Origin of the sequence: Sagittula salina, assembly GCF_017813235.1 — a bacterium.
GTDB classification, from domain to species: domain Bacteria; phylum Pseudomonadota; class Alphaproteobacteria; order Rhodobacterales; family Rhodobacteraceae; genus Sagittula; species Sagittula salina.
The window spans coordinates 92,437-107,044 of sequence record NZ_JAGISH010000007.1 but is presented as its reverse complement, the minus strand read 5'-3'; the positions used below and the strand labels follow the sequence as shown (position 1 = coordinate 107,044).

Annotated in this window: 12 protein-coding genes; 2 read left to right on the top strand and 10 right to left on the bottom strand. The window is 62.7% G+C overall.

Going from position 1 to position 14,608, the window contains the following annotated elements:
- Window position 1: 1 nt before the first annotated feature.
- Complete coding sequence (gene rplB, locus J5474_RS13375; protein WP_209361419.1) at window positions 2-844, bottom strand: 50S ribosomal protein L2; 843 nt, start codon at window positions 842-844, stop codon at window positions 2-4.
- A 243-nt stretch (window positions 845-1,087) separates the two neighbouring features.
- Between rplB and J5474_RS13370 the strand changes: the two genes are divergently transcribed.
- The gene (locus J5474_RS13370; protein WP_209361418.1) at window positions 1,088-1,738 is read left to right on the top strand and encodes a hypothetical protein; all 651 of its coding nucleotides are present in this window, start codon (window positions 1,088-1,090) and stop codon (window positions 1,736-1,738) included.
- A 345-nt stretch (window positions 1,739-2,083) separates the two neighbouring features.
- Here the strand turns inward: J5474_RS13370 and J5474_RS13365 are convergent, their stop codons facing one another.
- The 8 genes from J5474_RS13365 to rpsL all read right to left on the bottom strand — a co-directional run bounded on the left by J5474_RS13365 (window position 2,084) and on the right by rpsL (window position 8,831).
- On the bottom strand, window positions 2,084-2,380 hold the full coding sequence (locus J5474_RS13365) for a 50S ribosomal protein L23 (protein ID WP_209361417.1): 297 nt from the start codon (window positions 2,378-2,380) through the stop codon (window positions 2,084-2,086).
- Complete coding sequence (gene rplD, locus J5474_RS13360; protein WP_209361416.1) at window positions 2,377-2,994, bottom strand: 50S ribosomal protein L4; 618 nt, start codon at window positions 2,992-2,994, stop codon at window positions 2,377-2,379. The genes J5474_RS13365 and rplD overlap by 4 nt, the downstream gene beginning before the upstream one ends.
- Window positions 2,991-3,830, bottom strand: coding sequence for a 50S ribosomal protein L3 (gene rplC / locus J5474_RS13355; protein WP_209361415.1), 840 nt, complete (start codon window positions 3,828-3,830; stop codon window positions 2,991-2,993). Before rplC ends, rplD begins: the two co-directional genes overlap by 4 nt.
- A gap of 11 nt (window positions 3,831-3,841) precedes the next feature.
- Entirely contained in the window at window positions 3,842-4,147 is a 306-nt protein-coding gene (gene rpsJ / locus J5474_RS13350) for a 30S ribosomal protein S10 (protein WP_017467315.1), read from the bottom strand.
- A 290-nt stretch (window positions 4,148-4,437) separates the two neighbouring features.
- Window positions 4,438-5,613: an elongation factor Tu gene (gene tuf / locus J5474_RS13345; protein ID WP_209361396.1), complete on the bottom strand. Its 1,176-nt coding sequence runs from the start codon at window positions 5,611-5,613 to the stop codon at window positions 4,438-4,440.
- A gap of 57 nt (window positions 5,614-5,670) precedes the next feature.
- On the bottom strand, window positions 5,671-7,794 hold the full coding sequence (fusA, locus tag J5474_RS13340) for an elongation factor G (RefSeq protein WP_209361414.1): 2,124 nt from the start codon (window positions 7,792-7,794) through the stop codon (window positions 5,671-5,673).
- 169 nt (window positions 7,795-7,963) lie between these two features.
- Entirely contained in the window at window positions 7,964-8,434 is a 471-nt protein-coding gene (rpsG, locus tag J5474_RS13335) for a 30S ribosomal protein S7 (protein ID WP_209361413.1), read from the bottom strand.
- Window positions 8,435-8,459: 25 nt separating this feature from the next.
- Window positions 8,460-8,831 (bottom strand): 30S ribosomal protein S12, encoded by a 372-nt coding sequence (gene rpsL, locus J5474_RS13330; RefSeq protein ID WP_005862801.1) that lies wholly within the window; start codon window positions 8,829-8,831, stop codon window positions 8,460-8,462.
- A gap of 408 nt (window positions 8,832-9,239) precedes the next feature.
- Here rpsL and J5474_RS13325 point away from each other — a divergent pair, with 408 nt between their 5' ends.
- A complete protein-coding gene (locus J5474_RS13325) occupies window positions 9,240-10,040 on the top strand; it encodes a putative rhamnosyl transferase (protein WP_209361412.1) in 801 nt (266 codons plus the stop codon).
- Window positions 10,041-10,293: 253 nt separating this feature from the next.
- Here the strand turns inward: J5474_RS13325 and rpoC are convergent, their stop codons facing one another.
- Window positions 10,294-14,538 carry a DNA-directed RNA polymerase subunit beta' gene (gene rpoC / locus J5474_RS13320; RefSeq protein WP_209361411.1) on the bottom strand — a complete coding sequence of 1,415 codons (4,245 nt, stop codon included), beginning with the start codon at window positions 14,536-14,538 and terminating at the stop codon, window positions 10,294-10,296.
- Window positions 14,539-14,608 lie beyond the last annotated feature (70 nt).

Genomic DNA, 14,608 nt, shown 5'->3' with positions numbered 1-14,608 from the left:
ATTAGCGACCCTTCTTCTTGGCGTGGCGCGAGCGGATGATGAGCTTTTGCGACGCCTTGTTCGTGTTGCGGGTCCTCTTGCCCTTGGTCGGCTTGCCCCAGGGCGTCACAGGGTGACGACCACCGGAGGTCCGGCCTTCACCACCACCGTGCGGGTGGTCGATCGGGTTCATGACGACACCGCGGACGGACGGACGGATGCCCTTGTGGCGCATACGGCCCGCTTTACCGAAGTTCTGGTTCGAGTTGTCGGGGTTCGACACCGCGCCAACCGTGGCCATGCACTCCTGACGGACCAGGCGCAGTTCGCCCGAGGACAGGCGGATCTGTGCGTAGCCGCCGTCGCGACCGACGAACTGGGCGTAGGTGCCCGCGGCGCGTGCGATCTGGCCGCCCTTGCCGGGCTTCAGCTCGATGTTGTGAACGATGGTACCGATCGGCATGCCGGAAAACGGCATGGCGTTGCCCGGCTTGATGTCGGCCTTCTCGGAGGCGACGATCTTGTCGCCGATACCAAGACGCTGAGGCGCCAGGATGTAGGCCTGCTCGCCGTCGTCATACTGGACGAGCGCGATAAAGGCGGTACGGTTGGGGTCATATTCGATGCGGACAACGATGCCGTTGATGTCGAACTTGTTCCGCTTGAAATCGACGATCCGGTAGAGACGCTTTGCGCCACCGCCACGACGGCGGGAGGTGATACGTCCGGTGTTGTTCCGGCCGCCCGACTTCGTCAGACCCTCGGTGAGGGCCTTGACGGGGCGTCCTTTGTACAGCTCCGAACGGTCGATCAGCACCAGCCCGCGCTGGCCCGGCGTCGTCGGCTTGTACGACTTGAGTGCCATGCTTTCTGTCTTCCGTAAGCTTGGGGGTCCATGGGGACCCTATGTGATAGCCCCCCGAAGGTGGCCAGATGTAAAGGCCCCCGAAGGTGCCCGATTCGTCATCCGCAACGCGCAAAAGCGAAGCCCCGGACGAATCCGGGGCCTTGCGGATGGGGTCGTGTAGGGTAGGATGGCGTGGGGGTCAAGTGTCTTTCCTGCGGCTGGCCCCTTGCACACCCGGTGCACAGCCAGAGGTCAAGCGTCATGCGCGTCATCCAGCCCGCAGGAAAACGGGGCAGCCTGAAATGGATCCAGCGGGCGGTCAACCACAGGCCGGAGCTGCTTCAACCCTCCGCATTGCCGTGCATCGACTGGCGCTCGCCGCTCACGAGCGACGATCATGCGGAATACCGCGATGCCGCTTTCCTCGACGTGCTCGGCCTGGGTCATCTGGCCGAGGAACTGTCACGCTTCTGGCCGCGGCGCGGACCGCAATGGGATGCGCTCGGGGTCTGCGCAGCGGGTCCTGTCCTCGTCGAGGCGAAAGCACATCTGGCCGAGTTGCAGTCCCCTCCGTCAAAGGCTGCGGGTGCCTCGCGCCACATGATCGATGCGGCATTCCGGGCGGTGCAGTCCGGTCTCGGGATCGATCCCGAAAACGACTGGACCCGGACGTACTACCAACTGGCAAACCGGATCGCACACCTCTGGTGGCTGCGCGACCGGGGAGTCCCGGCCTCGCTGCTACTGGTCAGTTTTCTCGGTGACGAAGACATGAACGGCCCTGCGGAGGCGGACACTTGGCACAGCGCATTCGACGCTGTGATGCGCGCCCTCGGCCTCGGAGATCAGACCGAACTCACGAACCACATCCACCACATGGCCCCCGACACGCGCCTCCTGCGTTGCGCGTGAGACCGTCCCGAAGCGGGTCCCCGATCGTGAGGATCTGGCCCCTGCATCGCCCCCCGGCGGCGACGCGTCCGGACCAGCACACGACCGCGAAGCGCCCCGCGCCCCACAGCCCCCAACTGCCTTGCCCGCCAACCCGGTTAACCCCGGTAAACAACCGGCCGGAAAGTGCCCCCGAACCGGCCGGGACTCACGTTAAAAATGGGTTTACGTGCCCGGGTTCATCCGCCGCCCGCAGCGTTCACCTCCTGCGATCCAACGGCTTGGCACCCTCGTTGACTCCGATTTGCTAACGAAAAAGGCCCCCGCGTTAAGCGAGGGCCTCATGATCTTAATGGTTCAGACCGTTCAAAGGCCGGTCGATACGTCGATCGTGTTGCCCTCTTCGAGCGTCACGTAGGCCTTCTTCACGTCACGGCGCTTGCCGACCTTGCCACGGAAACGCTTCACCTTGCCCTTGGTGATGGTCGTGTTCACGGCCTTCACCTTCACACCAAAGAGCGCCTCCACGGCCTCCTTGATCTGCGGCTTGTTCGCGTCGATGGCCACTTCGAAGACAACCGCGCCGTTCTCGGACGCCATGGTGGTCTTCTCGGTGATGATCGGCTTGCGGATCACGTCGTACTGGGATGCGGTCGCGGTCATTTCAGGCGAGCCTCCAGAGCTTCGACACCCGCCTTCGTGATCACCAGCGTGTCACGCTTGAGGATGTCATACACGTTGGCACCGATGGTCGGCAGGATGTCCAGACCCTCGATGTTGCGGGCTGCCTTGGCGAACGATTCGTTCACGTCGGCACCGTCGATGATCAGCGCGCGCTTCCAGCCCAGCTTGGCGATCTGTGCCGCCAGGGCCTTCGTCTTGCCTTCGGACGCGACGTTCTCGATCACCACGAGGGCACCGTTGCGCGCCTTGTCCGACAGGGCCATTTTCAGGCCGAGGGCGCGGACCTTCTTGGGCAGGTCATGGGCGTGCGAACGCACCACGGGGCCCTTGTAGATGCCACCCTTGCGGAAGATCGGCGCCTTGCGGGAACCGTGACGTGCGCCACCGGTGCCCTTCTGGCGGTAGATCTTCTTGGTCGAGTACGACACTTCGGAGCGCGACTTGACCTTGTGGGTACCGGCCTGCGCCTTGTTGCGCTGCCAGCGGACGACGCGGTGGAGAATGTCGGCGCGCGGCTCCAGCCCGAACAGGGCCTCGTCCAGCTCGACTTCGCCAGCGGAACCGCCGTCGAGGTTGATTACGTCGAGTTTCATTCCTCACCTTCCTTCTTCTCGGCTTCGGTCGAAGCCTCGGCTTCCGCCAGAGCTGCAGCCTCTGCGGCGGCCTGCTCTTCTGCCAGACGCTTCGCTTCGGCCTCGGCCTCCGCTGCCGCGGCGACTGCGGCTTCCTCGGCGGCGCGCTGCGCTTCCTTCTTGGCACTCATCAGAGCGGCAGGAAGGATAGCGTTCTCCGGGAAGGGCTTTTTGACGGCGTCCTTGACGGTGACCCACGATCCCTTCGGGCCCGGTACGGCACCCTTGATCATGATGACGCCGCGGTCGGAGTCCGTCTTAACCACCTGGAGGTTCTGCGTTGTGACACGCACGGACCCCATGTGGCCGGCCATCTTTTTGCCCTTGAACACCTTGCCGGGGTTCTGACACTGGCCGGTGGAGCCGTGCGAGCGGTGCGAAATGGACACACCGTGCGTGGCCCGCAGACCGCCGAAGTTGTGGCGCTTCATGCCGCCGGCAAAGCCCTTACCGATGGTGATGCCGGAAACGTCCACGAACTGACCTTCGAAGTAGTGATCGGCGATGATTTCCTCGCCAACTTCGATCAGGTTCTCGGGCGCCACGCGGAATTCAACCACCTTGCGCTTCGGCTCGACGCCGGCCTTGGAGAAGTGGCCGCGCATCGCTTGCGACGTCCGCTTTGCCTTGGCAGCACCGCAACCCAGCTGGACCGCGTTGTAGCCGTTGGTTTCATCAGTGCGCTGCGCAACAACCTGAAGGTTGTCCAGCTGCAGCACGGTGACGGGGATCTGCTTGCCGTCTTCGAGGAAGAGACGGGTCATGCCGATCTTCTTTGCGATCACACCAGAGCGCATGTTCATCCCCCTTATACCTTGATCTCGACGTCAACGCCGGCGGCGAGGTCGAGCTTCATGAGGGCGTCCACGGTCTGCGGAGTCGGATCGACGATGTCGAGCAGGCGCTTGTGCGTACGGATCTCGAACTGATCCCGAGACTTCTTGTTCACGTGCGGGCCGCGCAGAACGGTGAATTTCTCGATCTTGTTGGGCAGCGGGATCGGCCCGCGGACCTGGGCTCCGGTGCGCTTGGCGGTGTTGACGATCTCCTGGGTGGAGGCGTCCAGCACGCGATAATCAAACGCTTTGAGCCGGATACGGATGTTCTGGTTCATCGAACAGTCCTATTTTGGCATTGAGGTTGAGAGGAGGAGCGCCGCTCATTCGGAGACCCTCATCGAACCTAAAAGGCGGGGAATCACCCCGCCTCGAACGATCTTGTGACCGTTGCGCGCGTATACGGCGTTGCACGCTGGGTGGCAAGGGGGCGTGTGCACGCTACTGGACGTCGCGCGGACTTTGGTGGCAGGAGCCGATAGGTTTTGATGCCGTTGCTCGACTGGGCTGACTGCGGCAAACAAAAAGGCCGCCCGGAGGCGGCCTTTTCGTCATTCACCGAAGCGAATTATGCGAGGATTTTCGACACGACGCCGGAGCCGACGGTGCGGCCGCCTTCGCGGATGGCGAAGCGCAGGCCGTCTTCCATCGCGATCGGCGCGATCAGCTCGACCTCGAACTTCAGGTTGTCGCCCGGCATCACCATCTCCGTGCCTTCCGGCAGTTCGACGGTGCCCGTCACGTCGGTCGTGCGGAAGTAGAACTGCGGACGGTAGTTCTTGAAGAACGGGGTGTGACGGCCGCCTTCTTCCTTCGTCAGGATGTAGACCTCGCACTCGAACTTCGTGTGCGGCTTCACCGAACCCGGCTTGCACAGAACCTGACCGCGCTCGACCGCGTCACGGTCGATGCCGCGCAGCAGCGCGCCGATGTTGTCGCCCGCTTCGCCGCGATCCAGCAGCTTGCGGAACATCTCGACGCCGGTGCAGGTGGTCTTCTGCGTGTCCTTGATGCCGATGATTTCCAGTTCGTCGCCGACGTTCACCACGCCACGCTCCACGCGGCCGGTGACCACGGTGCCACGACCGGAGATCGAGAATACGTCCTCGATCGGCATCAGGAACGGCTGGTCCACGGCGCGCGCCGGCTGCGGGATGTACTCGTCCACGGCCGCCATCAGTTCGCGGATCTTGTTCTCGCCGATCTCGGGGTCACGGCCTTCCATTGCGGCCAGCGCGGAGCCCGCGATGATCGGAATGTCGTCGCCCGGGAAGTCGTAGGCCGACAGCAGTTCGCGGATTTCCATTTCCACGAGCTCGAGCAGTTCCTCGTCGTCCACCTGGTCGACCTTGTTCATGAACACGACCATGGCGGGGATGCCCACCTGACGGCCGAGCAGGATGTGCTCGCGCGTCTGCGGCATCGGGCCGTCGGCCGCGTTGACCACGAGGATCGCGCCGTCCATCTGCGCCGCACCCGTGATCATGTTCTTCACGTAGTCGGCGTGCCCGGGGCAGTCCACGTGCGCGTAGTGACGCGCCTCGGTCTCGTATTCCACGTGCGCGGTCGAGATGGTGATCCCGCGGGCCTTCTCTTCCGGCGCGCCGTCGATCTGGTCGTAGGCCTTGAAATCACCAAAGTACTTGGTGATCGCCGCCGTCAGCGTGGTCTTGCCGTGGTCAACGTGACCGATCGTGCCGATGTTGCAGTGCGGCTTGCTGCGTTCAAACTTACCTTTTGCCATGATGGCCTCCTTGACTTGAGCCCGGGGGCGGCTTTCCGCCCCCGGAAATTCCTGGAATTACGCGTACTTCGCCTGGATCTCGTCCGAGATGTTCTGCGGAACCGGATCGTAGTGGTCGAACTGCATGGTAAACTGCGCGCGGCCCGAGGACATGGAGCGCAGAGTGTTGATGTAGCCGAACATGTTGGCCAGCGGTACGAAGGCATTGATCGCGACAGCGTTGCCGCGCGGCTCCTGGCCGGACACCTGGCCACGGCGCGACGTCAGGTCACCGATGATACCGCCGGTGTATTCTTCCGGGGTGATCACTTCGACCTTCATCATCGGTTCCAGCAGCTTCGCGCCGGCCTTGCGCAGACCTTCACGCATACACATGCGGGCCGCGATTTCGAAGGCGAGGACCGAGGAGTCGACGTCGTGGAACTTGCCGTCCACCAGCGCGACCTTGAAGTCGATCACCGGGAAGCCTGCCAGAGGACCGGAGTCCATGACCGACTTGATGCCCTTTTCGACACCCGGGATGTATTCCTTCGGCACCGCGCCGCCGACGATCTTCGACTCGAACGAATAGCCTTCGCCCGGCTCCGTCGGAGTGATCGAGAGCTTGACCTCGGCGTACTGACCCGACCCACCGGACTGCTTCTTGTGGGTGTAGGTGTGCTCGATCGCGTGGCCGATGGTTTCACGGTATGCCACCTGCGGCGCACCGATGTTGGCCTCGACCTTGAACTCGCGCTTCAGGCGGTCAACGAGGATGTCGAGGTGCAGTTCGCCCATGCCCTTCATGATGGTCTGACCGGACTCGATGTCGGTCTCCACCCGGAAGGACGGGTCTTCTGCTGCCAGACGGGCGAGGCCCGCGGACATCTTTTCCTGGTCGCCCTTGGTCTTGGGCTCGACCGCGATCTCGATCACCGGCTCCGGGAAGGTCATGGTTTCGAGAACCACAGGCTCCTTCGCGTCGCAGAGCGTGTCACCGGTGGTGGTGTCCTTCAGACCCGCCAGCGCGATGATGTCGCCTGCAAACGCCTCTTCGATCTCCTCACGGTTGTTGGAGTGCATCATCATCATACGACCGATGCGCTCTTTCTTGCCCTTGGTGGAGTTCAGGATCGAGTCACCCTTGTTCAGCACGCCGGAGTAAAGGCGGGTGAAGGTCAGGGAGCCGACGAAGGGGTCGTTCATGATCTTGAACGCCAGACCGGCGAAGGGCATGTTGTCGTCCGCGCGGCGGGCGATGTTGCGCTCTTCGTTGTCGTCGCCCGGCTTGAAGCCCATGTAATCGACCACGTCCAGCGGGCTGGGCAGGTAATCGACCACGGCGTTCAGCAGCGGCTGCACGCCCTTGTTCTTGAACGCGGAACCGCAGAGAACCGGGACGAACTTCAGCGCCAGCGTACCCTTGCGGATCAGCTTGCGGAGCGTCGGGATATCCGGCTCTTCGCCTTCGAGGTAGGCCATCATCGCCTCGTCGTCCATGTCGACGGCGTTCTCGATGAGTTTGGCGCGCCACTCGTCGGCGAGTTCCTTCAGATCGTCACGGATCGCCTGACGGGTCCAGGACGCACCGAGGTCCTCACCCTTCCAGGTCCACTCTTCCATGGTCACGAGGTCGATGATGCCCTCAAGCTCGGATTCCGCGCCGATCGGGATCTGGATCGGGGCCGGGATCGCGCCGGTACGGTCGGCAATCATCTTCACGCAGTTGAAGAAGTCGGCGCCGATCTTGTCCATCTTGTTGACGAAGACGATACGCGGAACCTTGTAACGGTCAGCCTGACGCCACACCGTTTCGGTCTGCGGCTCCACACCGGCGTTCGCGTCCAGAACGGCCACGGCACCGTCGAGCACCGCCAGCGAACGCTCCACCTCGATGGTGAAGTCGACGTGCCCGGGGGTGTCGATGATGTTCATGCGGTACTTGGTGTCGTAGGTCCCTTCCGCGGTCGGGTCTTCCTGCCACTGCCAGAAGGTCGTGGTCGCGGCGGAGGTGATGGTGATACCGCGTTCCTGCTCCTGCTCCATCCAGTCCATCGTGGCCGCACCGTCGTGCACCTCGCCAATGTTGTGGGACTTGCCGGTGTAGAACAGAATCCGTTCCGAGCAGGTGGTCTTGCCGGCGTCGATGTGCGCCATGATACCGAAATTCCGGTACCGTTCGAGGGGATAATCGCGTGCCATGGGTCTGGCTCCTCTGGGGATAATCTCTGCGCGGGCGCTTAACCCTCGCCTCCGATAAGTTCAAGCAATCCCTTTCAGCGGAACGCCTTCCGGACGCTGTCGCGCCGAAAGGTCACAGTCCGGGAATGCCGAGAGGCGGCGGCCTAAGGCGGGCCGCCGCATCGATGTTTTACCAGCGGTAGTGCGAGAACGCCTTGTTGGCATCCGCCATCTTGTGCGTGTCTTCCCGCTTCTTGACAGCGGAGCCACGCGACTGGACGGCGTCGATCAGCTCACCGGCCAGACGCTCTTCCATGGTGTTCTCGTTACGGTTGCGCGATGCGGTGATCAGCCAACGGATCGCCAGCGCCTCGCGGCGCTCCGGGCGAACCTCGACGGGGACCTGGTAGGTCGCACCACCGACGCGGCGCGAACGCACTTCGACCGACGGCTTGATGTTGTCGAGCGCCTCGTGGAAGATTTCCACGGGAGCGCGCTTCACCTTGGCTTCGACGCGGTCGAGAGCCGAGTACACGATGCGCTCGGCAACCGACTTTTTGCCGTCGATCATAAGGTTGTTCATGAACTTGGTCAGAACGCGGTCGCCGTACTTGGCGTCGGGCAGAACTTCGCGTTTTTCAGCGGCGTGACGACGGGACATATCCGTATCCTCTTATAAGGTGTGCTTACTTGGGACGCTTCGCGCCGTACTTCGAACGGCGCTGCTTCCGGTCCTTGACGCCCTGGGTATCCAGAACACCGCGCAGGATGTGGTAACGCACACCGGGAAGGTCTTTCACACGGCCGCCGCGGATCAGAACCACGGAGTGCTCCTGAAGGTTGTGCGATTCGCCGGGAATGTAGGAAATCACCTCGTAACCGTTGGTCAGGCGGACCTTCGCAACTTTCCGCATTGCGGAGTTCGGCTTCTTCGGGGTGGTGGTGTAGACGCGCGTGCAGACGCCCCGCTTCTGGGGGCACTGCTCCAGGTGCTGGGACTTGGAACGCTTGACTTTGGGCTGACGCGGCTTGCGGATCAGCTGTTGGATCGTGGGCATGTGGACGTTATCCCCGTGCTTCTCTCAATCGTGCCGGATGGTAGGTCCGGCGGTTCAGGTCTGGCGCGCCCGCAGCCAGAGCAGCGAGGGCTTGCCGGTGATGGCGCGCCTGTCACCGGGCAAGCCCTGGCGCAAACGACTTTTGGACCGCATCAGACCCCTTACCGGAGGGCCTACGCGGGGGCGTTCCAGAGGACCGGGGCTTGCATCGCCCACGGTCTTGAGCGCTATCTCGTCATGAAAGCGAAACGCCCGAGGGTCCCCGGGCGTATCGGATTGGCGGGCGTATACCCAGAGTCGCCAGCACTGTCAACAGCCCCCTCCCATGCCAGCCATCCGATACCGCTACTGGACAGGCGTCGAGGCGGCTGACACTGTCGGACCGAGCGACAACCAGCGGGACACGCCATGCAGACCATCGGCTTCTGCCGCTTCTCCTACCCCGCCGAGGGTGGCTTTCAGGTGGAACACGCAACCCTTCCCGAACGGCTCGCCTACCTCTACGCGCCCGAGCGTCTGGCCGAACGGTTCCGGCATTTTGAAACCATTTGCCTGCCATCCATCCGCGCACAGACCGATCCCGACTTCACCTTTATCGTCCTGACCGGCAGCAGCCTGCCAGAGCCCTGGGCCACCCGCCTGCGGACCTTGCTCGCGGACGTACCTCAGGCGCGCCTGGTTGCCAAGGAGTCCGGCCCGCACCGCAAGGTCTGCCAGATGACGATCAACGCGGCCCGCGACATGACGCAACCCTGCCTTCAGTTCCGCCACGACGACGATGACGCCATTGCTCTGACCTTCGTCGAAACATTGAAGCAGGCCGCGCGTGATGTCGCCCCGCTGCTTGACCGGCACAGGCTGGTGGGCTTCGACTGGAACCGGGGCTACGTTGCCCGGCCGGATACAGACGGTCTTTGTGGCGAGCTACAGGTGACGCCCTTCTGGGGCGTGGCACAGGCCGTGTACGTGCAAGCCGGAAACCGCCAGTCGATCATGAATTTCGGCCATCAGAAGTTGCCGCACTTCATGCCCTGTCTGAGCTACACGGATACGGTGATGTACCTCCGCGGCCATAATGACTTCAACGACTCGAGGCAAAAGGCGCACGTCCGCCCCGCCCGCCTGCCCAGGATCGACACGGAGGGCGAAGCCGAACTGCGCCGCCTCTTCAACATCGACGCAGACCAGGTGCGCGCGGCTTTCTCCTGACTTCCGCTCACGGGAAGAATTCGCCGTAGAATCCGCGACAGCGCACGAACGGATCAAGTGCTTCATGGTTCCGCCCGCACCCGGCACTTGGCGCTTGGCGCTTGCGCGATGAGGATGCGCGTACGCGAAGCAAAGGCCCTCCCCGTCGCCGGGAAGGGCCTCAGTCTCAGACGGAGAGCACGCGTGCGCGCCGCTCATGGTCCTGCTTGAAAGCCGCTTATTCGCGGCTCTCAGTTTCGTTCTTGAAAGCCGCTTATTCGCGGCTCTCGGGCGTATCAACAATCAAGGTGTCGAAGTCGTCGCCGCCAACCACGTCGTCCATGGACGGCGCAGCCAGAGCGGCAGCCGCTTCGGCCTCCTCGCGGCGCGCCTCGATCACGACGTTGTCGCGCTCCGACGCGATGCGGCGCACCTTTTGCGTCGCACCACCCGTACCAGCCGGGATCAGACGGCCCACGATGACGTTCTCCTTGAGACCGATCAGCGTGTCCTTCTTGCCCTGCACGGAAGCCTCAGTCAGCACGCGGGTCGTCTCCTGGAACGAGGCCGCCGAGATGAACGACCGCGTCTGGAGCGAAGCCTTTGTGATGCCGAGCAGGATCGGTTCGCCCGACGCAGGACGCCCGCCCTTCTTCTCCGCCTTTGCGTTGGCCTCGTCGAACTCCATCTTGTCGACGTGCTCGCCCTTCAGCAGCGTGGTGTCGCCGCTGTCCAGGATCTCCCATTTCTGCAGCATCTGGCGAACGATGACCTCGACGTGCTTGTCGTTGATCTTCACGCCCTGCAGTCGGTAGACGTCCTGCACCTCGTCAATCATGTAGTTCGCCAGCGCCTCGATCCCCATGATGGAGAGGATGTCGTGCGGCGCCGGGTTGCCGTCCATGATGTAGTCGCCCTTCTGGACGAAGTCGCCCTCGACCACCGGGATGTGCTTGCCCTTGGGGATCATGTATTCCTTGGGCTCGCCGTTCTCGTCCACCGGTTCAATCGAGATCCGGCGCTTGTTCTTGTAGTCCTTGCCGAAGCGAACGTAGCCGTCGATTTCCGCGATGATGGCGTGGTCCTTCGGACGACGCGCCTCGAAGAGTTCGGCCACACGCGGCAGACCGCCGGTGATGTCCTTCGTCTTTGCACCTTCGCGCGGGATACGCGCCACGACGTCGCCGGCCTGAACCTTTTGACCGTCTTCGCCGGACAGGATGGCGTCGACCGACATCGGGTAGGTGATCGGGTTGCCCTGATCGTTGCGGACCGGGTTGCCATCCTCATCCACAAGGATGATTTCGGGCTTCAGTTCGTTGCCCTTCGGAGCAGCCCGCCAGTCGACCACGATCTTCTGGGTCATGCCGGTGGCATCGTCGGTCTCTTCGCGCACGGCGAGGCCGTTCACAAGATCGACGTGTTTGGCGATACCGTCCTTCTCCGCGATGATCGGCAGGGTGTAGGGGTCCCATTCAAAGAGCTTGTCGCCCCGGCCGATGTTCTGACCGTCCTTGACGAACAGCTTCGAACCGTAGCCAACCTTGTGCGACGCGATCTCCTCGCCCTGCTCGTTGACGATCATGACCTGCATGTTGCGGTTCATGACGATCATCTCGCCGGCTGCATTTTCCAGAACGCTCGGGTGGACGTACTGGATCTTGCCGTTCTGCGAGGCCTCGAGGAAGGAGCGCGAGGAACCCTGAGCAACGCCGCCCATGTGGAAGGTCCGCATGGTCAGCTGTGTGCCCGGTTCACCGATCGACTGTGCGGCGATGATGCCCACCGCTTCCCCGGTGTTCACCTTCGTGCCGCGCGCAAGGTCCCGACCGTAGCAGGTGGCGCAGACGCCCTCTTCGGCTTCGCAAGTCAGCGGAGACCGGATACGCGCCTGCTGAAGGCCCGATTCCTCGACCATGTCGGCCGTACGCTCGTCGATCAGCTCGCCTTCGCGCACCATGACATCGCCCGAAACCGGGTGCACCAGATCCTCTGCCGCGGTCCGGCCAAGGATCCGCTCACCAAGGCTGGAAACAACCTCCCCGTCGTTGACAGCTGCCACGGCGGTGATCGCGCGGTCGGTGCCGCAGTCATCCAGACGGATGATGCAGTCCTGCGCGACGTCCACCAGACGGCGGGTCAGATAACCCGAGTTCGCCGTCTTCAAAGCTGTATCCGACAGACCTTTCCGGGCGCCGTGTGTCGAGTTGAAGTACTCGAGAACCGTGAGGCCCTCCTTGAAGTTGGAGATGATCGGCGTTTCGATGATGTCGCCGTTCGGCTTCGCCATCAGGCCGCGCATCGCGCCCAGCTGCTTCATCTGGGTGACCGAGCCACGCGCCTTCGAGTGGGCCATCATGTAAACCGAGTTCGGTTCCATTTCCTGACCTTCGTCGGTGTAACGCTTGGCGGAGATGGTGTTCATCATCGCCTCGGTGACCTTGTCGTTACACTTCGACCAGGCGTCCACGACCTTGTTGTACTTCTCGCCCTGAGTGATCAGGCCATCCATGTACTGCTGTTCGAAGTCCTTCACCTGGTCGCGGGTCTCTTCGACCAGCTCCCACTTGTTGTCGGGGATGACCATGTCGTCCTTGCCGAACGAAATGCCTGCCTTGAAGGCCTCGACAAAGCCCATGCGCATGATCTGGTCACAGAAGATGACCGACTCCTTCTGCCCGCAGTAGCGGTAGACGGTGTCGATGACGGTCTGCACGTCGCCCTTGCGCAGGAGACGGTTCACCAGTTCAAACGGCGCCTTGGCGTTCAGCGGCAGCAGACCACCCAGCCGCACGCGGCCGGGCGTGGTTTCGAACCGCTTCCAGACCTCGTTACCCTCTTCGTCGATTTGCTTGACGCGACACTGGATGTTGGTGTGCAGGTGCACTTCGCCTGCGGTCAGCGCGTGTTCAACCTCTTCCGGCGAGGCAAAGATCATGCCTTCGCCCTCCATGCCTTCGCGAGCAATCGAGACGTAGTAGAGGCCGAGGATCATATCCTGCGACGGAACGATGATCGGCGAGCCGTTGGCCGGGGAAAGGACGTTGTTCGTCGACATCATCAGGACGCGCGCTTCCAGCTGCGCCTCGAGGCTCAGCGGGACGTGCACAGCCATCTGGTCGCCGTCAAAGTCCGCGTTGAAGGCCGAACAGACCAGCGGGTGCAGCTGGATCGCCTTGCCTTCGATCAGGATCGGCTCGAACGCCTGGATGCCCAGACGGTGCAGCGTGGGCGCGCGGTTCAGCAGAACCGGGTGCTCGCGGATGACCTCGTCAAGGATGTCCCAGACCTCGGGACGCTCTTTTTCAACCAGCTTCTTCGCCTGCTTCACGGTGCTGGACAGGCCCTTGGCCTCCAGCCGCGAGTAGATGAACGGCTTGAACAATTCCAGCGCCATCTTCTTTGGCAAACCGCACTGGTGCAGTTTCAGCTCCGGACCGGTCACGATGACCGAACGGCCGGAGAAGTCGACCCGCTTGCCCAGAAGGTTCTGACGGAAGCGGCCCTGCTTGCCCTTCAGCATGTCGGACAGCGACTTCAGCGGGCGCTTGTTGGCGCCGGTGATGACCCGGCCGCGGCGGCCGTTGTCGAACAGCGCGTCCACGGATTCCTGCAGCATCCGCTTTTCGTTGCGGACGATGATGTCCGGCGCGCGCAGTTCGATAAGCCGCTTCAGGCGGTTGTTCCGGTTGATCACGCGGCGGTACAGGTCGTTCAGATCGGAGGTCGCAAAGCGGCCACCGTCCAGCGGCACCAGCGGACGCAGTTCCGGCGGGATCACGGGGATCACGGTCAGAACCATCCATTCCGGGCGGTTGCCGGACTCGAGGAAGGATTCAACCACCTTGAGGCGCTTGATGATCTTCTTCGGCTTCAGTTCGCCGGTGGCTTCCTTGAGATCTGCGCGCAGGTTCTCGGCCTCGGACTCGAGGTCGATCGCGGCGAGCATCTCGCGGATCGCTTCGGCGCCGATGTTGGCGGCAAAGGCGTCGGTGCCGTACTGGTCCTGCGCGTCGTTGAACTCTTCCTCGGTCAGCATCTGACCGTAGGTCAGGTCGGTCAGACCCGGTTCGATGACGACATAGTTTTCAAAGTACAGAACGCGTTCCAGATCGCGCAGCGTCATGTCCAGCATCAGGCCGATGCGCGAGGGCAGCGATTTGAGGAACCAGATATGGGCGCAGGGCGCGGCCAGCTCGATATGGCCCATGCGCTCGCGGCGAACCTTCTGGAGCGTGACTTCGACACCGCACTTTTCGCAGACAACGCCGCGATACTTCATGCGCTTGTATTTGCCGCACAGGCATTCGTAGTCCTTGATCGGGCCAAAGATGCGCGCGCAGAACAGGCCGTCACGCTCGGGCTTGAACGTGCGGTAGTTGATGGTTTCCGGCTTCTTGATCTCGCCGAAGGACCAGCTGAGGATCCGTTCCGGCGACGCGAGCGAGACCTTGATCTCGTCAAAGACCTTCGGCGGCGTCAGCGGGTTGAACGGGTTGTTGGTCAGTTCCTGGTTCATGTGTTCCTCACAAATTCAGAGGGAGGCGGGGGAGGAGCTGCCAAGGTCTTCCGTCGAAAGACCTTGGCCG

Coding starts and splice junctions, on each gene's coding strand:
- rplB (WP_209361419.1), bottom strand. CDS start 844: ATGGCACTCAAGTCGTACAAGCCGACGACGCCGGGCCAGCGCGGGCTG.
- J5474_RS13370 (WP_209361418.1), top strand. CDS start 1,088: ATGCGCGTCATCCAGCCCGCAGGAAAACGGGGCAGCCTGAAATGGATC.
- J5474_RS13365 (WP_209361417.1), bottom strand. CDS start 2,380: ATGACCGCGACCGCATCCCAGTACGACGTGATCCGCAAGCCGATCATC.
- rplD (WP_209361416.1), bottom strand. CDS start 2,994: ATGAAACTCGACGTAATCAACCTCGACGGCGGTTCCGCTGGCGAAGTC.
- rplC (WP_209361415.1), bottom strand. CDS start 3,830: ATGCGCTCTGGTGTGATCGCAAAGAAGATCGGCATGACCCGTCTCTTC.
- rpsJ (WP_017467315.1), bottom strand. CDS start 4,147: ATGAACCAGAACATCCGTATCCGGCTCAAAGCGTTTGATTATCGCGTG.
- tuf (WP_209361396.1), bottom strand. CDS start 5,613: ATGGCAAAAGGTAAGTTTGAACGCAGCAAGCCGCACTGCAACATCGGC.
- fusA (WP_209361414.1), bottom strand. CDS start 7,794: ATGGCACGCGATTATCCCCTCGAACGGTACCGGAATTTCGGTATCATG.
- rpsG (WP_209361413.1), bottom strand. CDS start 8,434: ATGTCCCGTCGTCACGCCGCTGAAAAACGCGAAGTTCTGCCCGACGCC.
- rpsL (WP_005862801.1), bottom strand. CDS start 8,831: ATGCCCACGATCCAACAGCTGATCCGCAAGCCGCGTCAGCCCAAAGTC.
- J5474_RS13325 (WP_209361412.1), top strand. CDS start 9,240: ATGCAGACCATCGGCTTCTGCCGCTTCTCCTACCCCGCCGAGGGTGGC.
- rpoC (WP_209361411.1), bottom strand. CDS start 14,538: ATGAACCAGGAACTGACCAACAACCCGTTCAACCCGCTGACGCCGCCG.